Annotated in this window: 25 protein-coding genes; 18 read left to right on the forward strand and 7 right to left on the reverse strand. The window is 69.5% G+C overall.

From position 1 onward, the window contains the following. Positions 1–78: 78 nt before the first annotated feature. Both ACWGID_RS08215 and ACWGID_RS08220 read right to left on the reverse strand, forming a co-directional pair. A complete protein-coding gene (locus ACWGID_RS08215; protein WP_452195671.1) occupies positions 79–570 on the reverse strand; it encodes a hypothetical protein in 492 nt (163 codons plus the stop codon). Between the two features lie 116 nt (positions 571–686). Further along, positions 687–1,226: a hypothetical protein gene (locus ACWGID_RS08220; protein ID WP_452195673.1), complete on the reverse strand. Its 540-nt coding sequence runs from the start codon at positions 1,224–1,226 to the stop codon at positions 687–689. A gap of 238 nt (positions 1,227–1,464) precedes the next feature. Between ACWGID_RS08220 and ACWGID_RS08225 the strand changes: the two genes are divergently transcribed. The 4 genes from ACWGID_RS08225 to ACWGID_RS08240 are packed head-to-tail and all read left to right on the forward strand — an operon-like array spanning position 1,465 to position 4,323. After that, positions 1,465–2,100 (forward strand): hypothetical protein, encoded by a 636-nt coding sequence (locus ACWGID_RS08225; RefSeq protein ID WP_452195675.1) that lies wholly within the window; start codon positions 1,465–1,467, stop codon positions 2,098–2,100. A gap of 13 nt (positions 2,101–2,113) precedes the next feature. Then, complete coding sequence (locus tag ACWGID_RS08230) at positions 2,114–3,313, forward strand: sensor histidine kinase (RefSeq protein ID WP_452195677.1); 1,200 nt, start codon at positions 2,114–2,116, stop codon at positions 3,311–3,313. Further along, the gene (locus ACWGID_RS08235; protein WP_452196099.1) at positions 3,303–3,953 is read left to right on the forward strand and encodes a response regulator; all 651 of its coding nucleotides are present in this window, start codon (positions 3,303–3,305) and stop codon (positions 3,951–3,953) included. The genes ACWGID_RS08230 and ACWGID_RS08235 overlap by 11 nt, the downstream gene beginning before the upstream one ends. A gap of 13 nt (positions 3,954–3,966) precedes the next feature. Beyond that, entirely contained in the window at positions 3,967–4,323 is a 357-nt protein-coding gene (locus ACWGID_RS08240) for an MmcQ/YjbR family DNA-binding protein (RefSeq protein WP_452195678.1), read from the forward strand. On the opposite strand, the gene ACWGID_RS08245 is transcribed toward ACWGID_RS08240, so the two are convergent. Next, on the reverse strand, positions 4,320–5,051 hold the full coding sequence (locus ACWGID_RS08245) for a hypothetical protein (RefSeq protein WP_452195680.1): 732 nt from the start codon (positions 5,049–5,051) through the stop codon (positions 4,320–4,322). The genes ACWGID_RS08240 and ACWGID_RS08245 overlap by 4 nt on opposite strands. Positions 5,052–5,257: 206 nt before the next feature. On the opposite strand from ACWGID_RS08245, the gene ACWGID_RS08250 reads away from it, so the two are divergent. The 7 genes from ACWGID_RS08250 to ACWGID_RS08280 all read left to right on the forward strand — a co-directional run bounded on the left by ACWGID_RS08250 (position 5,258) and on the right by ACWGID_RS08280 (position 9,357). Beyond that, on the forward strand, positions 5,258–5,530 hold the full coding sequence (locus tag ACWGID_RS08250) for a hypothetical protein (RefSeq protein WP_452195682.1): 273 nt from the start codon (positions 5,258–5,260) through the stop codon (positions 5,528–5,530). Between the two features lie 104 nt (positions 5,531–5,634). Continuing rightward, complete coding sequence (locus ACWGID_RS08255) at positions 5,635–6,138, forward strand: DUF1269 domain-containing protein (protein ID WP_452195684.1); 504 nt, start codon at positions 5,635–5,637, stop codon at positions 6,136–6,138. A gap of 2 nt (positions 6,139–6,140) precedes the next feature. Next, positions 6,141–6,644: a hypothetical protein gene (locus ACWGID_RS08260; RefSeq protein ID WP_452195686.1), complete on the forward strand. Its 504-nt coding sequence runs from the start codon at positions 6,141–6,143 to the stop codon at positions 6,642–6,644. A 116-nt stretch (positions 6,645–6,760) separates the two neighbouring features. Continuing rightward, positions 6,761–7,246: a DUF7144 family membrane protein gene (locus ACWGID_RS08265; protein WP_452195688.1), complete on the forward strand. Its 486-nt coding sequence runs from the start codon at positions 6,761–6,763 to the stop codon at positions 7,244–7,246. A gap of 25 nt (positions 7,247–7,271) precedes the next feature. Beyond that, entirely contained in the window at positions 7,272–8,567 is a 1,296-nt protein-coding gene (locus ACWGID_RS08270; protein WP_452195690.1) for a diacylglycerol/lipid kinase family protein, read from the forward strand. Then, entirely contained in the window at positions 8,567–8,785 is a 219-nt protein-coding gene (locus ACWGID_RS08275; RefSeq protein WP_452195692.1) for an amphi-Trp domain-containing protein, read from the forward strand. The genes ACWGID_RS08270 and ACWGID_RS08275 overlap by 1 nt, the downstream gene beginning before the upstream one ends. Continuing rightward, positions 8,782–9,357: a phosphatase PAP2 family protein gene (locus ACWGID_RS08280; protein WP_452195694.1), complete on the forward strand. Its 576-nt coding sequence runs from the start codon at positions 8,782–8,784 to the stop codon at positions 9,355–9,357. The genes ACWGID_RS08275 and ACWGID_RS08280 overlap by 4 nt, the downstream gene beginning before the upstream one ends. Here the strand turns inward: ACWGID_RS08280 and ACWGID_RS08285 are convergent. After that, positions 9,354–9,968 carry a hypothetical protein gene (locus ACWGID_RS08285; protein ID WP_452195696.1) on the reverse strand — a complete coding sequence of 205 codons (615 nt, stop codon included), beginning with the start codon at positions 9,966–9,968 and terminating at the stop codon, positions 9,354–9,356. The genes ACWGID_RS08280 and ACWGID_RS08285 overlap by 4 nt on opposite strands. A 43-nt stretch (positions 9,969–10,011) precedes the next feature. Then, the gene (locus ACWGID_RS08290) at positions 10,012–12,633 is read right to left on the reverse strand and encodes a LuxR C-terminal-related transcriptional regulator (RefSeq protein ID WP_452195698.1); all 2,622 of its coding nucleotides are present in this window, start codon (positions 12,631–12,633) and stop codon (positions 10,012–10,014) included. 246 nt (positions 12,634–12,879) lie between these two features. On the opposite strand from ACWGID_RS08290, the gene ACWGID_RS08295 reads away from it, so the two are divergent. From ACWGID_RS08295 to ACWGID_RS08320, 6 genes are all read left to right on the forward strand, one after another. Continuing rightward, positions 12,880–13,146, forward strand: a complete 267-nt coding sequence (locus tag ACWGID_RS08295; protein ID WP_452195700.1) for a hypothetical protein — start codon at positions 12,880–12,882, stop codon at positions 13,144–13,146. Beyond that, on the forward strand, positions 13,133–13,384 hold the full coding sequence (locus tag ACWGID_RS08300) for a hypothetical protein (RefSeq protein WP_452195702.1): 252 nt from the start codon (positions 13,133–13,135) through the stop codon (positions 13,382–13,384). Before ACWGID_RS08295 ends, ACWGID_RS08300 begins: the two co-directional genes overlap by 14 nt. Before the next feature lie 120 nt (positions 13,385–13,504). Next, positions 13,505–13,951: a DUF6325 family protein gene (locus ACWGID_RS08305; protein WP_452195704.1), complete on the forward strand. Its 447-nt coding sequence runs from the start codon at positions 13,505–13,507 to the stop codon at positions 13,949–13,951. Positions 13,952–13,961: 10 nt separating this feature from the next. Beyond that, positions 13,962–14,276 (forward strand): SHOCT domain-containing protein, encoded by a 315-nt coding sequence (locus tag ACWGID_RS08310; protein ID WP_452195706.1) that lies wholly within the window; start codon positions 13,962–13,964, stop codon positions 14,274–14,276. Positions 14,277–14,291: 15 nt separating this feature from the next. Beyond that, positions 14,292–15,878 (forward strand): MFS transporter, encoded by a 1,587-nt coding sequence (locus ACWGID_RS08315; protein WP_452195707.1) that lies wholly within the window; start codon positions 14,292–14,294, stop codon positions 15,876–15,878. A gap of 156 nt (positions 15,879–16,034) precedes the next feature. Beyond that, positions 16,035–17,660 carry a DUF2252 domain-containing protein gene (locus tag ACWGID_RS08320; protein ID WP_452195709.1) on the forward strand — a complete coding sequence of 542 codons (1,626 nt, stop codon included), beginning with the start codon at positions 16,035–16,037 and terminating at the stop codon, positions 17,658–17,660. Here ACWGID_RS08320 and ACWGID_RS08325 read toward each other — a convergent pair. Together ACWGID_RS08325 and ACWGID_RS08330 are read right to left on the reverse strand one after the other, a co-directional pair. Continuing rightward, positions 17,596–18,936 carry a hypothetical protein gene (locus ACWGID_RS08325; protein ID WP_452195711.1) on the reverse strand — a complete coding sequence of 447 codons (1,341 nt, stop codon included), beginning with the start codon at positions 18,934–18,936 and terminating at the stop codon, positions 17,596–17,598. The two genes, ACWGID_RS08320 and ACWGID_RS08325, sit on opposite strands and share 65 nt — an antisense overlap. Positions 18,937–18,966: 30 nt before the next feature. Continuing rightward, positions 18,967–19,350, reverse strand: a complete 384-nt coding sequence (locus tag ACWGID_RS08330) for an SHOCT domain-containing protein (protein ID WP_452195712.1) — start codon at positions 19,348–19,350, stop codon at positions 18,967–18,969. 151 nt (positions 19,351–19,501) lie between these two features. Here ACWGID_RS08330 and ACWGID_RS08335 point away from each other — a divergent pair, with 151 nt between their 5' ends. Beyond that, positions 19,502–20,065 (forward strand): HdeD family acid-resistance protein, encoded by a 564-nt coding sequence (locus ACWGID_RS08335; RefSeq protein WP_452195714.1) that lies wholly within the window; start codon positions 19,502–19,504, stop codon positions 20,063–20,065. The last annotated feature ends 2 nt before the right edge of the window (positions 20,066–20,067 follow it).

Raw genomic sequence — 20,067 nt, forward strand, 5'->3', positions numbered from 1 at the left:
GGGGGTTATCAACACCATTTTTTTGTGGTGGGTGTGTTCGGTGTTTCTCCGCCCCCACCCCCCACCGCGTTCAGGGATTCAGGCGTGCCGGGTGGTCTGCTGCAGCAGGGACTCGACCGCCTGGCGCAGCTCGTTGTCGTGGTGCGGTCCGGACCAGACGACGATCCGGCCCTTGTCGCCGAGCTTCGTGCTGATCAGGTCGCGCGCCGGCGTCGGGTCGCCCTGGTTGAGCAGTACGACGAGACGCCGGCCGTCCCGTTGCAGTCGGTCGAGCAGCGGCGGCAGCGTCGAGCCGCGGAACAGTCCGGGATCGCTCTTCACCTTGGTCTCGATCATCACGCCGCGGCCGCGCACCACGAGCAGGTAGTCGGCGCGGTCCCGGGTGAACTCGCGGTCGTGGTAGATCCGCGCCTTCGGCCACAGGCGTTGCAGTGCCGCGTCGACATCGGCGTCGTACTGCGCCGCGAGGCGACTGACCCGGGAACTCGTACCGCGTGGCCGGAAGGACTCCGGCGTACGACGGCCGCCGAGCCACTCCGGCAGCCAACGCCGGATCTGCGTGTCGATCATCGGTGGACCCCCAGACCTGTTCGGCACTCGGTCGAGAGTGTGCCCGGGGTGGTGCGCGGGAATCCGGTGGGCACGCAATCGTGATCCCACCGCCACAAACTTGTCAGCAGGCGTTGTCAGCAGGCGTTGGGAGTGGTGGTGCCGCCGTCGACGATCCAGCGGGACTGCTGGGGCAGAACGCGCATCTGGTCGAGCCAGCGCGTCGGGGTGGTGTTCGGCAGGACGCCGCGGCCGCGGGCGTTCACCGTGCGGGCCGCGGAGGTGTCGTAGCAGGCGCTGACGATGACGCCGTTCGCCGCGAGGGTGCGCTTGGCCCAGAGCACCTTGGTGACCCCGGTGTTGTGCAGCTTCCGGGTCCGGAAGTACTTCGCCTGGGTGCTGATCGCCTGGAACATCGCGGGCGTCATCACCGGCTCGAGCTGCTCGATCTTGCCGCCGCCGCTGCCCATCATCACGTCGAGCGCGACCCGGTAGGCGTAGTACGCGTTCAGCACCGGGTCGTCCGAGCCGGTGTCCGCGGCCGCTTCGTCGGTTGTGGCGGTCGAGGTCGCCTTGTGGGCGGCGGGCGCCGCGGCGGCGACGTCGGTGCCGCTGGTGCCACAGCCGGGGAGCAGCAAAACCGGGAGCAGCGTGGCGGTCACGGCCAGGTTTCGCATCCGCATGATGATCGAGTACCTCCTGTTGGGCGCGGGTTCCCCGTGGGTGCCAACAGCGAGCCGTGCAGGCTGTCCGGCACTGACCGTGTAACGTCAGCAAACGCTCCGTGGTCACTGTGACCTGGATCACGTCCGACCCCCTACTGGAGTACTGGTCCGCGGTTGGCTCCGCGGCTGGATGTCCCGGCCGCGCCTGATTCCTACTCTCGATCTCAGGACTTGAGACTGAGGAGAGACGATGACGGACACGCTCACCCGCCCCGGGGCGGACCGAAGCCCGCAGGCACGGATCGGCCGGCTGGCCAGGTCGCTGGCGTACGACGCTCTGCTCGCGCCGGTCGGCGTACTGACGATCGGGGACGCGGTCCTCCGCGATCCACGCACCGCCGGCCGGCGCTGGCAGCACCTGGCGAATCGGCGAGTCGCGATCCAGCGAGTCGCGAACGGTCGAGTCGCGAACCGGCGACCGGGGGACGACAGCCTCGCCGCCGCGGAGGAGCGCCCGGCGAGCCGTGCCCGCGTCCTCGGCTACGGACTGATCAGCGCACTCATGGGCCTGGCGAGTTTGTTCGTGATGTTCCTCGTCGTGCTGTGCGTGGTGCGCGGGCCGTTCTGGGGCTTCGTCGAGCACGGTCCGGTCCAGCCGGGCACCTGGGGCGGCCCAACCCGCGCAGGCGCATGGACGGTGCACGGCCTGATCGCCGTACCGTGCGTCGTCGTCTTCCTCTTCGCGCTGCGAGGCATCGCGGCGTTGCAGTCGCAGCTCGTCCGGCCGCTCTACGGAGCGACCTCGCGCTGGTGGGTGCTCCCGGCAACCATCGTGTTGGCCGCCGGTGCCCTGGTGTTCTTCTGGGCCTGGCTTCACCAGGTGTGAGTAAGGTCCAACCGTGACGGGTGAAGCGAACGGGTGGCCCCGCGGGCGGTGGGCCTGGGCGGCGGCGCTCGGCGTCGCGACGCTGCTCGTGCTGACCGTCATGGATCTCGCGCAGCACTACGACGTACAACTCGGGGCTGTGCTGGCGCTGGCGAGCGCTCGAGCGCTGGCCCTGAGTCTGGCGTGGCTGCGGCCTCGCGCGGCGGTGGTCGTCTCGTTGGCCACCACCGCCGTCACTGCTGCGCTGACCACACCGGTGAGCTCGAGCGAACCCTGGCCGTGGGGTACGACGGCCGCGTTCGGCCACGCGTTCGTCGTCGCGATCGCGGGCGCTCGCGGGCTCGGTAGGCGGGAGCAGGTCGCGTGGTGGGTGGCGACGCAGGCTCTGGGCGTGGTCGCCACCGCGCTGGCGCCGGACCGTGGCAGTTGGCGCGGTCTGATCACGATGGCGGTGCTGTCTGCGGTCGCTGTGGTGGTTGGCGATCTGATCCACACGCGCCGCGACACGAACCGCCGGCTGGCCGAGCAGGAGACGATCAGCAAGGCGGAGCGTGCTGAGCGAGAGCGTCTGCAGGAGCGGGCCCGGATCGCTCGCGAGCTGCATGACGTGGTGGCGCACCACTTGTCCGTCGTGGTGGTCCGAGCAGACAGTGCGCCGCACCGGCTGTCCGGCGTACCGGATGACGTACGGGCGGAGTTCACGGGGATCGCTGATGAGGCGCGGGCGTCGTTGACGGAGATGCGTCGGGTACTGCGCCTGCTGCGTGAGCCGGTCGACCAGCCGCCGATCGGACCGCAGCCTGGGTTGGCGCAGCTGACAGAGCTCGTGGAGAGCACGCGACGCGCAGGTGCGGACGTACGACTCGTTGGTGACGTGCCGACGGGGTTCGACCAGGCGGTGGAGCTGACGGCGTACCGCGTGGTGCAGGAAGGGCTCAGCAACGCGGTGCGGCACGCTTCGCATGCTGTCGTGGAAGTGCGCGTGCAGCACAGCGCGGGACGGTTGGAGGTCACCGTGCAGAACGGTCTGCCGCCGCGGGCCGTCGTACCGGCGCCTGGGAGTGGGCAGGGGCTGGTCGGGATGCGCGAGCGGGTGGCACTCGTCGACGGGACGGTGAGCGCCGGGCCGACCCCCGAAGGCGGTTATCTGGTGCAGGCGTTCATTCCGGTCGTGAAGGAGGCGGTGCGTGGCGATCACGGTCATGGTGGTTGACGACCAGGAGATGGTGCGGGCCGGGTTCGGTGCGCTGCTCGACGCGCAGCCGGACCTGGAGGTGGTCGGTCAGGCCGGCGACGGTGCCGAGGCGGTCGAGTTGGCGACCGCGCTGAAGCCGGACGTGATCCTGATGGACGTTCGGATGCCGGTTCTCGACGGTCTCGCGGCGACTCGGCGCATCCTCGCCGGCTCCACTCCTGGTGAGCCGCCGCGGGTCGTGATGCTGACGACGTTCGACCTCGACGACTACGTGTACGCCGCGCTGCGTGCCGGCGCGAGCGGGTTCCTGCTCAAGCACTCGACACCTGACGAATTGGCTGCCGCGGTACGGGTCGTGGCCGCCGGCGACGCGCTGCTCGCCCCGTCCGTGACCCGTCGGCTGGTGGAGGATTTCGCTCGCGCGCAACCCGTCGTACCGCTCGCGCCGGCCCGGCTGACGCCGCGAGAGACCGACGTACTGCGGTTGGTCGCGCGCGGACTGTCGAACCGGCAGATCGCCGACGAGCTGGTGCTGGCGGAGCAGACCGTGAAGACCCATGTCAGCAACATCCTGACCAAGCTGGACCTGCGGGACCGAGCCCAGGCCGTTGTCTACGCCTACGAGTCGGGCGTGGTCGTGCCAGGTCCGCGGCACTGAGGAGGGTGAGTCGATGGACGTCCTGGAGCGGGTACGCCGGTTGTGCCTGGCGATGCCCGAAGCAACCGAGCGGCCGAGCCACGGTGAGCCGACCTGGTTCGTCCGCGACAAGTTGACGTTCGTGATGTACGCCGACCATCACCACGACGACCGTCTCGGCGTCTGGATGGCGGCGCCACCGGGTGTCCAGGAGTCACTGGTCGCGACGGATCCGGAGCACTTCTACCGGCCGCCGTACGTCGGTCATCGCGGCTGGCTCGGTGTCTACCTGGACGTCGACGTGGACTGGGAGCACTTCGAGGACCTGGTCGAGAACGCGTTCCGCCAGGTCGCGCCGAAGACCCTGATCGCGCGTCTGGACGAGGTCTAGTTCGCTCGGCGGCGGGCGTCCTCGACGTACGGGAGTGGGTTGCCGGAGGCTCGCGCCCCGGAGGCGAGCCAGGCCGCGAGTCCCTCCGGGGACCGCCGGTGGAGCTCGTCGAGGTACTGCTGTCGCTGGACGACGACGGAGAGCCGTTCGATCGCCGACGGCGCGGCCTCCAGCAAGCGGAAGCTCCGGCGCCAGGCCCAGCACAACGCCTGGTCGTCGAGGGCATCGAGTTCTCGCGCCGGACGGGACGGGGCGTCGGCGCCAGGTGCCGCCGTGTAGGTGCCCGTGTGATTGGGGGGCAGCGGCATCGGCGGTGGTGGAGCGGGAGGGGCCTTCGTCCTCGGCCGCCTCCTCGGGAGCTTCGAGGTGAGGGCCGGTGTGGTGATCGCGAGAAGCCCCACGATCAGCACGCCGGTGAAGCCGAAGACCGCGATCAGCCCCATGGCAGCCGGCGCGACCAGCGCGGTGGCGAACGTGACCCGGGCGATCCGGCGGAACTCGCCGCTCCCCTCGGTCTTCGCCACCGACGCCGCGATGACACCCGCCGCCATCCCGATCACGACCACGCTGATGGCAGTGCCGCCGATTCCCCAGCTGCCGATCGCGCAGATCAGTCCGGCGATGGTGGTCAGGTACAGGCAGTACAGCCGGACACTTTGCAGTGTGCCGACGTAGGAGGACCGGGCCTCTGGCCCATCGGCGTCGGATGATCGCCACGTCTCGCTCACGTTCTCAGTCCTTTACCCCGGGGTCCCGATAGCGCCGCCGCGGTCGCCAGCATGCCCACGCGGGCCCGGCCGCGCCTCCTCCGTCCGGGGTGAAACTCGCTCTGGCGGGATCGCCGACGCGGAGTACAGTCGAAGTGCTGCCGCTGCACAGGGACAGTTCGGGGGAACAGTCCGTTGGCCGAGCAAGAGTCAGAAGGCTTGAGATCATGGTTGACCACCATGCTGACCACCGTGGCGGCGATCGCCGACCCGACCCCTCCCGCGATCCGTTCATCGACAGTCTCCGGACGGCCACGCTCCGGGACGAAGCAACCGTAGTGCTGGCCGGCTATCACCACCTCGACATCGAGGAGGCGGGCCTGCTCCTGCTCGTGCTGGCCGACTGCCTGGGCTGCTCGATCGACGCCTTGTCCGCCGAACTGGTGCGTGCGGGTGCCGCTCGCGATCTCGCCAGCCTCGGTCGCAGGCTCGCCGACTGACTCCGGTACGCCGTCCTGAGTAGTCCGCACGGGGTGAGGTGTTCCGGCCGCGGCCGGAGGCATCGTGAGGGCGAGAGCGCACGCCCGATCAGGAGGACAGACCCGTGGCATCCGACATCAAAGCTCCCGTCGACCTGTACATCGCCGCGTACATGGACGCGGACGCGGCGCGCGAGGACTGGGACGCGATCAAGCAAGCCGCCTCGGACGACGTGATCAAGGTCGACGGCCTGGTCCTCGTCAGCCGCGACGCCGACGGCAAGATCAATGTGGACGACGACTTCCACACCGCCCGGAAGGGCGCGGCCTGGGGCGCGGTCGGCGGCGCGATCATCGGTCTGATCTTCCCGCCCAGCCTGCTGGCCGGCGCCCTCGTCGGCGCGGGCGCCGGGCTCGGGATCGGCGGCCTCAAGTCGCACCACGAACGCAAGGAGATCAAGGCCGACGTCGAGGACACCTTGCCGCCCAACAGCTCGGGCATCGTGGCGCTGTTCGAGGAAGTGTGGGTCAAGGACGTCGACAAGGCGCTGGCGCACGCGACCAAGGTGACCAAGCAAGAGGTCGACGCGGACAGCGCGTCGGAGGTCAAGGACGCCACCGCGAAGTAGCAGTGCAGCCGACGGGGGACACCATGCCACGCCTCGGCGTACGCCGATCGGTCGCCAGCGCACTGGTCACCCTTGCCCTGCTCGTCGTACTGGTGGCTTGCTCGGGCAACTCGACGTCCGGTCAGTCGACTCCGTCGGGGAACGCCTCGGCGCCGGCGACGGGGAGTACTTCGGAGGCCTGCACGACCGCGCAGGCCCTGAAGTCCTCGCTGGACGACCTCTCGAACGTGAAGCCGGCGCAGGACGGCCTGACCGCGCTGAACGCCGCGCTGTCTGCGGTGAAGAACAACCTGGCCGTTGCGAGCGCCGCCATGTCGGCCGCCCTGCAGCCGGCCATCGAAGGCGTCAAGACGGCGTTCATGGCGTTGGAGACGGCCGCGAGCGGAGTGACCGCGGACACGCTCAAACAGAAGGCGCCGCAGATCACCGCGGCGCTCAGACAGCTCGGCACCGCGACGTCGTCGTTCGCGACGACATTGACCCAGAGCTGCAAGGGCCAGGGCTGATCGACCATCGCTCCGGCGGGCTCATCCGCGCGGGGTGAGGCGTAGTTGTGCCTTCCGGAACAGGCTTTCAGATGCGTGCCGCCGAATCCGCGGCGGCCGATGAGAGGAGTACCACGATGGCCGCGAAAGAGAGCAGTCCGGTCATGACCGGTACGGTCGTGTTCGCCGGCTGCCTGATGCTGGTGATCGGGCTGATCAACATCTTCGAGGGATTCATCGCCCTGTTCTCCGATGAGCGTCTGGTGCTGACGCGGAACCACCTGGTCGTTGTGGACACCACCGGTTGGGGATGGGTTCTGCTGATCTCCGGGCTGCTCCTGATGGGCGTCGGCGCCGGCCTGCTGGTGGCGCAGACGTGGGCGCGGATCACTGCCATCATCCTGGTCGGCCTGCACGCAGTGATCCAGGTCGCCTGGATCGGCGCGTACCCGGTGTGGGCGTTGCTGATGATCGCGCTGGACGTCTTCATCCTGTTCGCGCTGACCGCGCGGTGGTCGGGCGTCCGCGAGCAGCTCGGGGACACGGGTGAGGCTCCGTGGGACGGCCAGCAGATGGCCGATGCGACACCGCCGCAGCGGACCACGCCTCCGCTCCAGCGCTGAGTGCGCCGGCGTCGGTGGGTGAGTTGTGAGACAGCGGCTCGCGGCGGTGGTCGCGTTGCTGGTGGGGGCGGCGACGCTGGTGCTCGGCGGCGTCGTCTCGGTGCGCGAGTTCCCTCGCGGCCTGGTGTTGCTGGGGTGTGCGGTCATCGCCGCGCTCGCTGCGTGGTACGGCGTACTTCATCGTGGAGTCGTCCGTATCGTCGGGCTGGCGGTGGCCGCCGCGGCAGTGATCGCCGCGGTGATCATCCTGATCGTCCGTGGTTCGTTCGGCGCTGATCTCCTGGTCGTGGTGGGCCTGCTGATCACTCTGGCGGCGACCCGCGCAAGTTTCGCCTCGCACATGGATCTTCCGTCGGCTCCCGCACCGAAGCGGGCGGTGCTGTTCTTCAACCCGCTCTCGGGTGGCGGCAAGGCGCAGAAGTTCGAACTCGCCAAGGAGGCGCGGGCCCGGGGGATCGAGCCGATCGAGCTGAAGCGCGGCGACGATCTGGAGACCCTGGTCCGGGGCGCGGTCGAGCGGGGTGCCGACGCGCTCGCGATGGCCGGCGGGGACGGTTCGCAGGCGATCGTGGCCGCGATCGCAGCAGAACGCTCACTGCCGTACGCCTGCATACCGGCCGGCACCCGGAACCACTTCGCGCTCGACCTCGGGGTCGACCGTGACGACGTCGTCGGGGCGCTGGACGCCTTCGTCGACGGTGGTGAGCGGCTGGTCGATCTCGCCGACGTCAACGGCCGGGTCTTCGTCAACAACGTGTCGCTCGGCCTGTATGCCGAAGCCGTGCAGCGGACCGGGTACCGCGAGGCGAAACTGCGCACGATCCTGGACACCGTGCCCGATGCCCTCGGTGCCGGCGGCAGCGATCTCGATCTGCGCTGGGACGGGCCGGGCGGCGACGAACACCGCGGGGGCGCCGCGGTACTGATCTCCAATAACCGCTACCGCCTCGGTCGCGCCGTCGGTTCGGGCACTCGCCCGCGGATCGACGACGGTCTGCTCGGCATCACCGTCGTGGGCGCGCCGGCCGACGGCGAGGACCGTCAGCTGCGTCCGATGCGTGAGTGGACGGCGAAGACCTTCGAGGTCGACGCGGATCGCCCCTTGCCGGCGGGCATCGACGGGGAGGCGCTCGTCCTCGACGCGCCGCTGCGGTTCACGACCCGGCCCGGCGTACTCCGGGTTCGGATCGCGCACCAGCATCCGGGCTCCTCGCCGTCGGCGATGGCTCCCGAAGGCTTCCGCGACGGCTTGGCCGCGCTGGTCCGAGTCGCTCTCGGCCGCGAGGCGCACACCGCACCAACGACGCCTGGGAGGCACTGATGGATCTGATCGAGATCCACGAGAAGGAGCCGATGAGCCGCGAGGCCGCGGCCGCCCGCCTGCACGCGATCGCCGACACGCTCACCAAGGAGAACGACGTCGAGTTCGACCAGGGCGGCCTGGTGGTCCGGGTGCACGTTCCCGACGAGGTGTTCCTCAAGCTCGAGTACGAGCTCGGGGACGACGGGAGCGAGCTCGAGGTCGAGCTGACCTGGTGACGCGCATCCGTCGGGCGACGCAGCGGCTCACGGAGTACGACCGCGCGCTGTACCGAGCGGTCGCCCACCTCTCCACGCCCGCGCTCGACGAACCGCTGCGGCGAGTGTCCGATTTCGCCAACTTCTCCAAACCCTGGTTCCTGGTGTCGGGCGGGCTCGCGCTGTTCGGCGGGCCGTCGGGACGCCGTGCCGCGGTCGCCGGGCTGTCGGCGATCGGAGCCGTGTCGTTGGTGGTGAATCAGCCGCTCAAGAAGACCGGCGGTGAACGTACGCGGCCGGATCGGCGCGGGCTCGGGGTGCCCGCGCAACGATGGGTGCGGATGCCGGAGTCGGGGTCCTTTCCGTCCGGGCACTCCGCCTCCGCAGTCGCCTTCGCGGTCGCGGTCGGGCACGTCGTACCGGCGTTGCGGCCGCCGCTGCGGATCGCGGCGGCCGTGGTCGCGTTCTCCCGGGTGTACACCGGGGTGCACTACCCGAGTGATGTTCTGGTCGGCGCGACGCTCGGAGCCGCCTGCGGTCGCCTTGCCGGTCTGGTGGCCACTCCGCGCAGGCCGGGCCGGCGCAGGCGCTAGGCCGTCACGGCCGGCTGCGCGTTCCGTCGTGGCCAGTACGTACGGCGGTTGAGCGCGCGGATGAAGAACTCGCCCAACTGGAAGCGTGCGTCGGTGGCGGTGGGGACGGACCCGGGGCGCCCGAACGTCACGTCCTCGATCGTCAGCCGGGAACCGCGGCTGAACGCGTCGTGGTAGCCGATGAGCCGCCCGTCGGCGCGCAGATAGGTCTTGCCGTTGGTGTGCCAGTCGAGACGCAGCTCCACGAAGTGCGTACTGGCGTTCGGCAGCTGGCCGAGGTCGTGGTATTTGCGGTGCACCTGGACCCGGACCAAGGCCTGATAGGTGGTCAGCGGCTCGAGACTCAGTTCGACCGCGTTCCCGAGCCGAAGGATCGGTACGGACGAACTCACCGCCAGCCCGGGGCGTTCGAACCGCAAGCGGCAGCTGACCCCGACGACCTCCGTCAGCGGAGTGTCGAGGACGTAGTGGAGACTGCGGCCCGGTGCGATCAGCACGATGCCGGCGGACGGCTCCAGGACCAGCGAGTTCGGCGCCAAGCGTCCTGGTAAACCGTGCAGGGTCTCGACCTGATGGTCCGGAAACTCGTGCAGCAACACCGATCGCCACATGGCGATCCCCCCTTGTCCGACGTACCCGGCGCCCGGAGACCGATCACGGCTCCGGGCGTGAGGGCAGCAGTCCCAGCTCCCAGGCGCGCCGGACGGCCTCGTTCCGGCGGGATGCGCTCAGTTTGCGCAGGATGCTGCGTACATGGCTCCGCACCGTGTTCACCGAGACGTACATGGTGCGCGCGATCTCTTCGGTGGTCAGCAGTTCGGCGAGGTACTCGAGCACCTCGTGCTCCTTGCTGGTCAGCGAGGCGGTGACCACCAGCTCAGACCGTGGGACGCCCCAACGACTGGCGGCACGGTCGCGTCCGTCCGAGGTATTCGGCACCCGGAGCCACGGGTGCTGCCGGAGTAGATCGCTGCTCGGTTGCAGGAGGTTGCGCAGTGGCGGGGGTGCCTCCGCGAACGGGCGACGGAGCTGTTCAGGAGCGGCCAGTCTGAGCGCGCGCTCCAGGTAGAGACCACTGCGGGTGGTGTCGCCGCTGCGCAGCGACTCGGCGGCCTGGACCAACCAGCCGTCCACCTGGGTCTCCAACGGGACAGCGCGGTCCGTGAACGCCGGTGCCGGCGTTGGCGGCTGCTCGCCGGCCTCGGCCGTGGCGCACTGCAGCACCAGGAGGGACCCTGTCTGGTCGCGACCCTGGGACTGCTCGATGACCGAGATGGCCTCACGCGGCTGGTGCTGCGCGACGAGCATCTTCGCCTCGTCGACGACCATCGCCTGGCTGAGCCAACCGCCCTGCGCGCCGTACCGCGTTCCGGCCGCGCGCAGCTCGGCAGCGGCAAGGTCGATGTCGCCGTTGGCCCGCAGCAACCGGGCGCGTACCAGCGCGAGCGCGGCAGCGAGTACGCGTGAGTCGTGGGTCGGCGCCGCGTCGGCAGCACGCTGGACGAGCTCCTCGGCGCTCGGCAGATTGCCCCGCGCGGTCTGCACCCAGGCGTCGGCCACGATCGCGGACTGTGGCACCTCGGTCACCGATTCCGTCACGGACTCCGCCAGGGCGGTCGCGTGCGAGACGACCTCGGCTGCTCGCCGCAGATGTCCCCAGACCGCCTCCACCAGAGCTGCCATCCCGAGCAGGTCGGCCAGGGTCTCGTGCGCGGCGGCCGCTTCCGCGATCGCGATCCCGTCGGTGAAGGCCGCGAGGGCGGCCGGGAAGTCGCCACGCTCCAGCAGCACCCGGCCCTTCCCACTGGCGACCAGGAGCCGCGGTTCCGGGTGTGTGACGGCCGAGTCCCAGGACGCCGCGCGCAGATCCGCCTCCGCGTTCAGTACGGCGCTCAACCCCGTGTCGGTGTCCTCGTCCAAGCTCCCGCAGACTGCCTGCAGGACACTGATCGCCAGTTGCGTCGCCCGGCTTCGCGACGACACCTGAGCGTCCAGCCGATCCCTGGCCTGGTCGAGCTTCGACCGCGCCTGGTCGACGTCGAACGTCGCCAGCGCCCGGGCAGCCCGGACGACCGAGGCCTCGGAGTCGTCCAGGTCGTCAGGGAACCCGGCGAACAACGACGACAGTTGCCGGCGCCGGCGTCCGACGAGCAGATCGGCGACGTCGAGGTCCTCCACCAGGTACCGCGCCGCGCTCCGCCAGTCACCGGCAGCGATCGCGTGGTGGATCGCGTCCACCGGCCGATCGTTGGCGGCGTACCAGCCTGCGGCCGAGTGGTGCAGGGCCTGGACGGCGGCAGGACGCTCGTACAGCAGCTGGGCGCGCAGGAACTCGCGGAACAACGGCTGGTAGGTGTAGCTGTCGACGGTGTCCGGAACCGGCTGGATGAACGAGTTGCCGTGCGACAGCATCTCCAGCGACCGTGGGCTGCACGGACGACCGGTCAGCGCCTCGGCCAACCCCGGCTTGACCTCGTCGACGACGCTGGTCCGGAGCAGGAACTCGCGTAGCTCCGGAGGCTGCGTCTCGAGCACCTCGGTCATCAGGTACGCCGCGACGTTCCCCGTGTCGCCGCGGAACTCGCGGATGACCCGCTCCGCATCGGTCTTCCCGGCCAGGTTCATCGCTGCGAACATCAGTCCGGCCGGCCATCCGTTGGTCCGGGCATGCAGGTCCGCGACCTCCGACGTACTGAGGTCGACATGGTGCCCGCGCATCAGCTCGGCCGCCTCGTCCAGCGTGAAGGCCAGGTCGTCGGCGCGGATCTCGGCGATGGTGCCCGCCAGCCGGTACAGGTGCAGCGGCAACGGCGGATCGGTGCGCGTCACCAGGATCACCCGGACGCGCCCGGAGTTCCCCCGGATCAGGCGATGCAGGCTGGTCCCGAACTCCGGCGTCATCGTCGACGCGCCGCAGTCCACCACCAGCACGAGTACGTCGCGTCCGCGTCCGCGCAGGGCGTCGCGGACCGTGTCCAGTACGACGGCCGGCTGGTCACCGCCGGCGTCCAGCGCGATCCGCCGTACCACGGCCGGACCCTGGTAGAGCGCGGTCCACGCGCTCAGCACCATGGTCTTCCCGAAGCCCGCGGGCGCGCTGACCAGCGTGAGCGACGTCTCGACCCCGACGCTCACGCGTTCGACCAGACGCGGCCGCGGCACCGTCCCCGGTGGCATCACCCAGTGCTTCGCGGTGTTCCTGAGGTGATCCTCGAACGGTGCTGCTGCTCGACTGGTGCTGGTGTTCCCCGCCCCTGACTGCTGATCGCTCGGCATTGCCCCCTCCTGCAATGCGCGGCCTTCGCCTACCGCTGGCAGAGCGGTGTCCGGCGAGGCCACACTCTTCGACGAAAACACGGCAGGTCTGGTAAAACCAGCGTTCTCCGCCCGATTGCCGGACATTCGGAGACGGCCCGCGGCCGATTTCCCCAAGCTGCGAAGGCAGTTCACCCCGCAGGGATGACGCCGCCGATCCCGAGCTTTGCGAGCGTCGAACGGACACGTTGGGAACGGAGTGGGGCGATGGCCGACGCGACGTACGAGATCCGCGTGGCGGGCGCCGTACCCGATCAGGACCTTCAGGACATGGGCGCGGAGACACTGGCGGTCGACCAGGTCAACACCGTCGTGTACGGCATCCCCGACCAGTCCGCGCTCTACGGTCTGCTGGCGCGACTGCGGGCCCTGGGCATCGAGGTGATCGAGGTACGCCGGGTGCTCGACGCGCCCTCGTCGTCGACGGAACGGATCGATATCGATCCGGAGAGGGAAGACGATGAAACCACGTGAGTGTCGCGGCCCGTCGTACCAGGTGGTCGTGCAAGGGGATCTGCGGCCGGCCGTGCTCGCGTTCTGCGCCGGCCCGTTCGCCGAGCACGAGACCTTCGGAGCGATCCGGCTGCGGGTCCGTGAGGGGCAGGGCATCGCCGATCTCGTCGCGATGCTGCAGTCCGCCGGCCTGATGATCCTGAGCATCCGGCAGCTCACCCCGGCCGACGCCGCGGCGCCCGCCGTCCTGCCCGGCTGATTTCAGCGCGTGAGTTCATCCGACTGACTTCATCCGACGTGGGGGATGGCGCCGTCACCGCAGCGCGGCAGGCTGACGGCGTACAGGGGTCGCCGGGATCCTGGTGGAGGGACGGAAACCATGTCAGACGTAGAGGTTCATGGCCCCATCGACTACGTGCTCCTCGAGTTCACCGGCAACAAGTTGACCGGTCGGGCGGCCGAGGAAGTCGTCAGCCTCGTCGAACGCGGCATCGTCCAGGTGTACGACGTGATGCTGGTCGGTAAGAACTCCGACGGCACCGTCTACGGCGTGGACCTGGCCGAAGCGACCGGTGAGGCAGGCAGCTTCGCGGCTCTCGGCGGCGCCCGGTCCGGGATCCTCGCCGACGACGACCTCGCCGAGGCGGCGAACGCGATGCGGCCCGGCACGCTGGCGGCGCTGATCGTCTACGAGAACACCTGGGCGATCCCGTTCATCGCGGCGGCGCTGGAGTCCGGCGGCGAGCTGGTCGCCGGCGGCCGGATTCCCGCCGAGGACGTGATGGAAGCACTCGACGCCCTGGAAAGCATGGAATCGACGAGTTGAGGAGCCTGACATGCCGGGACTGTTGCGAGGAATAGCAAGGACCGCCGCCGTCGCGGGCACCGCGTCGGTTGTCGCGGGTCGCGTTCGGCGGCATCAGGACCAGAAGTTCGCCCAGCAGGACGCCGATGCGGCGGCGGACGACCCGCAGTACGCACAGCAGCCGCAGTACGCACAGCAGCCCGCGCCGGTGGCGCCTCCGGAGGCGCCGGCTGACGCCACTGCGGACCGGTTGGACCAGCTCAAGCAACTGGGTGAACTGAAGTCGTCCGGCGTGCTCACCGATGCCGAGTTCGAGGCGCAAAAAGCCAAGATCCTCGCCGGCTGACCTGGCGCCCGCGCCATGACCGAGGAGACGAGTCAGGGGTCGGCCGGGCGGACGGCCAGTCCGAAGCTGGCCGTCCTGCTGGCGATGGCGATGTTCGTGCTCGTCGTCGACACCTCACTGATGAACGTCTCGATCTCGTCGGTGGTCCGCGACCTCGACACGACGGTCAGCGGCGTGCAATCGGCCATCGCGCTCGAGGCGCTGGTGTCCGCGGCGTTCATCCTGATCGGCAGCAAGGTCGGTGACCTGATCGGGCGCAAACGCGCGTACGTGCTCGGGCTGCTCGGGTACGCCGTCGGCGCGATCGCGATGACCCTGGCGCAGAGCCTGACCGCGATCATCGTCTTCTGGGCGTTCGTCGGCGGCCTCGGCGCGTCCATGCTGCTGCCCGCGATGCAGTCGCTGATCCACGGGAACTTCGAGGGAGCGGCCCAGGTCAAGGCGTACGCCGTGGTCGGGGCCGCTGCCGCGCTGGCGGCCGCGGTCGGACCGCTGCTCGGCGGCTTCATCACGACGTACCTGTCCTGGCGGATCGGTTTCCTGCTCGAGGTCGTGGTGATCGCGGTCGTGCTGGCCGGCCAGGGGCTGGTGCACGACGTGCCGTACACCGGATCCCGGCAGGTGGACGTGGTCGGCGCCATCTTGTCCGTGCTGGGTATGGGCGGCATCGTGCTGGGCATCCTGGTCTGGCAGGAAGGCGGGGAGTACGTCGGCCTGACCATCGCCGTCGGCGCGCTGGCGATGGCGGCGTTCGTCTGGTGGCTGGTACGGCGCAAGCGGCAGGGCAAGGCGACGCTGCTCGACCCAGGGCTGTTCAAGTCCGTCGTCTACCGGCTCGGGCTGTCCGGTCAGACGCTCCAGCAGATCGCGCTGGGCGGCACGATGATCGCGTTGCCGATCTATCTGCAGATGGTCCTCGAGTACAACGCGATGCAGGCCGGCCTGTCCCTCGCGCCGCTGTCGCTGAGCATGTTCGGGATGGCAATCCTGGCCGAGCGCCGAGCGGGACGACGGCGCCCGAGCAGCATCATCCGCGCCGGCTTCGCATTGTTGCTCGTGGGGCTCGCGCTGCTGATCCCGATCGTGCCGCGGGTGCACTCCGGCTGGGCCCTGATCGCGCCCCTGATCATCGCGGGATCCGGGTTGGGTCTGCTCGTGTCGCAGCTCAACAACTACACGCTCGGGCCGATCTCGGAGGAACGCGTCAGCGAAGCGGCCGGAGTCAACTCGGCCGCCGGCTCGTTCGGGCTGTCGTTCGGGCTGGCGTTCACCGGCGCCATCATGCTGGCCACGCTGTCCTTCACCTTCACCGCCAAGTCGGATGCGAGCACGGTGCTGAGCCCGGACGAGCAGACCCAGGTCGCCCAGGCACTGGAGGACGACGCGCAGGTGATGAGCAACACCGATCTCGAGAAGGTGCTCGACGGACAGCCGCCGCAGACCCAGGACGAGATCATCCGGATCAACACGACCGCGCGGCCGATCGCCCTTCAGGTCGCGCTGGGCATCCCGGTGCTCGCCGGACTCGCGGGTCTGATCACTTCGTTCCGGATGGCGCGCCAGCAGGATCCGAGGAAGGTACAGGTTCCACCGGGCGGCTGAGACCATCGCACGCGCCCCTGCCGGACGGTTCATCCAGCGGGGGTGATGTTGCCTGGTCGCTCCCGGTGTTTGCTGAGGGCCCCTGGATCGGAGTCTGCACGGGCCCGGATCGACCATACGGAAGGGAAGGGCAGCATGTCCCCACGGAGCACGACGGTGACGACTCGCAAGTCCGCAGCCACGGCGAAGAAGGCCGCGCCCCGGCCGCGAGCGACGCGCGCCAACGGCGGTCTGACCTCGGCGGTTCGCCGGTTGGCTCCGGCCGACCGCGCCCGGTTGGGACTCGCCGCCCGGGTGGCGCTGGCGCCGTTCGATCAGGGCGAGCTGGTCCTGCCGCCGGATCGTCCGGACCCGGTCGCGCTGCTCGAGGAGCAGGCCGCGATCCGCGTGCCCGAGCTCGTGCCGGTGCGGCACGGCCGGATGATGGTGTCACCGTTCACGTTCTTCCGGGGCAACGCCCTCGGGATGGCGGTCGACCTCGGCGCGGCACCGGTCTCCGGCCTCGCCGCCCAGCTGTGCGGTGACGCGCACCTGTCGAACTTCGGGCTGTTCGGATCTCCCGAACGCCGGATGCTGTTCGACGTCAACGACTTCGACGAGACGTACCAGGGGCCGTGGGAATGGGACGTCAAACGGCTCGTCGCGAGCATCTCGGTGGCCGGCCGCGGGAACGGGTTCTCGCGCAAGGAGCGCAAGGCGAACGTCCTGGAGACGGTACGCCGGTACCGCGACGCCTGCGCCGAGTTCGGGACGATGCGCGCCCTCGACGTGTGGTACGCCCGCGCCGACGTCGCGGAACTCGAGGACACGCTGCGCACCAAGATGTCCCGGAGCCGGCGTAAGAACGTCGACCGGACGCTGCTGAAGGCCCGCGGCAGCGGCAGCATGAAGGCCTTCGGGAAGCTCACCGAGATGACCGAGGACGGGGTCCGGATCAAGGCCGACCCGCCGTTGGTGATGCCGATCGCCGACCTGCTGCCGGACGCCGGCCGCGAGGAGCTCGAGGCCCAGTTCAAGAACCTGCTCGCGCTCTACCGCCGGTCGCTTCCGAACGAGCGGCGGGTGCTGCTCGACCAGTTCGAGTTCGTCGACCTGGCCCGCAAGGTCGTCGGCGTGGGCAGCGTGGGCACCCGGTGCTGGATCGTACTGATGCGCGGCCGGGACGACGGCGATCCGCTCTTCCTGCAGGTCAAGGAGGCCGGCCCGTCGGTGCTGAAGGCGAACGTGCCGAGCGCGCTCAAGCCGCGGTCCGCGCCCCGCAACGAGGGCGAGCGCGTGGTGGTGGGGCAGCGCCTGATGCAGGCGGCCAGCGACATCTTCCTCGGCTGGCAACGGGTCGAGGGGATCGATGGTCAGACCCGCGACTTCTACGTCCGGCAGCTGCGGGACATGAAGGGCTCGGCCGTGGTGGAGAAGTTGGACCCACCCACGATGACGCTGTACGGCCAGCTCTGCGGCTGGACGCTGGCCCGGGCGCACGCGCGCAGCGGTGACCGGATCGCGCTGGCGACGTACCTGAACAGCAATGACGACTTCCCGAACGCGATGGTGGAGTACGCCGAGGCGTACGCCGACCAGAACGAACGCGACTACGAGGCGTTCCTGGGGGCATACTCGCGGGGTGCCATCGCGGCCGCGCCCGGGCTATTAAACTGGGCTAGTAACCGGGAACCCCCCCCGCCTGGACGGGGGGGCGGGGTCGGTTGTCAGTCGGGCGTCAGGCAGCGTCAGCGGGCGGGTCGGCAGGGGGTCCGCCGGCCGGGGCCGGGGGACGCCCGATGAACTCGATCACGGCGATGACGAACACCACGATGATCGCGGTGACGATCACGACGGCCGCGGTCGGCTGCGACCAGAGCGTCAGGACCAGCGCGCCGGCAACCACGCTGAGGACCAGCAGCAGCCGCTTGTGCGCGTAGGTCCAGCTTCCGACGCGGCCCGTGCTGAGTCCCGCGGACTCCGACCGGTTCCGCAGGTATCCGATGCCGTTGCCGAGCCCGGCGCGGGTTCGTACCGCGGTGACCGACGGGCCGGTGAAGAAGGCCGCGGCCGCGACGATCAGCGCGAGCGCTCCGACGGCCCGCAGGCCGTAGCGCAGGAACCGGACCAATGTGTCGAAGATGGCGCCGCCGGCGTCCCGGGAGATCACATCCGTCGGTAGGGCATTGAGATAGAAGATGCGCGCAAGTGTCAGGCCGACACCCAGCAATAGCATCGCCGCGGCGAATCCCAGCGCGCCCCAGAGCAGCGCCCGGCGATGGCTCTTGGCGACGTACACCCCGATGGCGAGCAGGAGCAGGGAGATGATCGGCAGCCAGACGCCGAGGTTGTTCAGCAGCCGGTAGAAGCCCTGGGCCTTGGTGACGCTGTCGGACTTGACCAGCACGATCGACTTGTTCACCACCGGGATCTTGTCGGCCAGGCTGAAGCCGTTCGCGACCAGTCGCTGCTTCACCTGGGCGATGATCGGCGCCAGATTGAGCGTGACGGTGTCGTTCTGCGCGCTGAGCGCGCCGCCTTGCTTGCCTTCGAGCATGTTCACCAGCGAGGCGTGCGCGGTCTCGTTCGCCTGCCGCCACACGGTCGCGAACTCCGGGCTGGCGACGAAGCTCGAGACCTGGCCCTGGATGAAGCCCTGGATACCGCTGACGAGCGGTCCGTTGAGCGCCTGCAGGCTGGAGGTGACCCGCGGCGGCAGGCCCTGCCGGGAGATCGCGTTCAGCGCGTCGTTGGTGATCCCCTGGATGTCGACGGCGTTGAAGATCTCGCGGGTGACGGCGTCCGAGATCGTCTTCTGGACCGCGGGATCGTCGGCCAGCGGCGCGACGGTCGCGAGGTACCTGTTGGTGTCCGAGACCTGCCTGCTCGCCCAGACGGCCGTGACCGACAAGGGCGCGAGCAGGCAGGCCAGCGTAATGAGTACGGCGGCCACGACGGTCCGCCAGGCGCCCCGGCGGCTCGCCCGATCGCGAGTCGCCGGCTGCTCGGCGGTGGCCAGTTCGGATTCGAGTTGGGCCACTCGCTCGCGCAGCCGGGCTACCTCGTCGCGTTCACTCACCGCCGGTCCTCCTCCGCTGTGGGTGACAGGTCAGGCCGCCAGCGCCTTGGCCTTCAGGGTGTCGAACTCGGCCTGCGAGATCTTTCCCTTCTCGAGCAGTGCACTGGCCTGGGCGATCTGGTCGGCCGGGCTGGCCGACGACGACGCGACCTGCTTGATGTAGTCCTCCTGTTGCTGCACGGCATCGGCGTGACTGCGCATGGTCCGGTCCGCCATCCCCTTGCCGCGGACGATGACGTAGACGAGCGACGTGAGCAGCGGGATGAACAGCAGCAGGACCAGCCAGATGGCTTTGACCCATCCTGACGTCCCGGAATCGCGGAACAGGTCCACGATGATCGAGAACAGCACCATCAGGTACGCGACGAACGCGAAGCTGATGATGATGAACCACACAATGTCCCAGAAACTCATTGCGAGCGTCCTTTCTCGGAGCGCGGAACACGTGTATCAACCGTGGTGTCCGAATCCCGGAGCGTCCTCACCTCTACCGGATGATCTTCTGGCCGCCGACCCGGACGATCATGAGGTCTTAGCGCGGGGTGGCGGCCGGAAGGGGCTGGCGATGGACCGGGAGCTGTTCGGGTCGAGCTGGAAGATGATGGTGCTCCGCGGGGCGATCGCGATCGTCTTCGGCATCCTGGCGATCGCCTGGCCGATCGAGACCGCGCTCGCGCTGATGCTGCTGTGGGGCTTCTGGGCGCTGTTCGAAGGCGTCAGCCTGATCGCGCAGGCGTTCCGGTCGAGCACGGAGGGAAGCCGGCCACTGCGCGCGGTGCTGGGGCTGATCGCGCTGGTCGTGGGGCTGCTGGCGATCTTCCACCCGGGCGTGACGGCGAAGACGCTGACCTGGCTCGTGGGTCTCTGGCTGATCATCCGCGGCGTGTTCGAGGTGTTCACTGCGTTCAGCAGCTACCGGCTCACGCCCCGCTGGCTGATCCTGCTGGGCGCCGCACTGTCGATCCTGCTGGGCGTGTTCTTCGTCGCCAACCCGGGCGGCGGCGTCGTCGGGATCGCGGTCTGGCTCGGTCTGATCGCGCTCTGCTGGGGCTTCGTCTTCGTCGTCACCGGCTTCCTGCTGCGTCGCAACCCCACGCCGGCGGCCCCGGCCAGCCCGGCGCCGGCCTAGGA

Source organism: Kribbella sp. NPDC054772, from assembly GCF_053611945.1.